Annotated in this window: 1 protein-coding gene; it reads right to left on the bottom strand. The window is 42.1% G+C overall.

Annotated elements, in window-relative coordinates; genetic code table 11:
* Positions 1-173: 173 nt before the first annotated feature.
* The coding region (locus tag ACTXGO_RS16205) for a hypothetical protein (RefSeq protein ID WP_443575249.1) at positions 174-522 on the bottom strand (349 nt) is incomplete at its 5' end.

Below are 522 nucleotides of genomic sequence, written 5' to 3'. Positions count from 1 at the left end.
TTTTTGTAGGGTGCGCCCCGCGCACCAACGCATCAGTATTAAAAGATAGATTGAATACAATCATCTATGTCAATTTTTGCTACTTCCAAATTATTCAAAAACAATGCTTTTAACTTCAAAATCTGGTTCTTAAATGGTGCGTGGAACGCACCCTACGCAAAATCTCGTAAATTTTATTTTTCATCAACCAAAAGCCAACCATCCTCATCAACGACCGATTCATCAAATACTCTTATAAGGCCTTGTTTAACGAGTTCAAGGCGCGATACTTCAGGCCCGTTTTTATCGCTAACAATAGGCGCGTCTATTGGCTTCATCGCTTGCCATTGATTATCGTCATCCTTATTCGCCAATACAAAACTAAAAAACGCGGTATCGCCTGCCATCATGCGCAGATCATCAACGACTAGTTGCATGCTTTGCTCTTCGCCGTTATCGATAGGTGTTTGTGTTCGATAACCTGTCCAATCTCCAGAGAACCAATCAAGCCGATTGGCATAATGCTGGCTAGACGCTGGCAAG

It is taken from the genome of Psychrobacter sp. T6-1, assembly GCF_052258445.1.
Note: the sequence above shows the minus strand (reverse complement) of the source record. Positions and strands in the feature narration are given on the sequence as shown.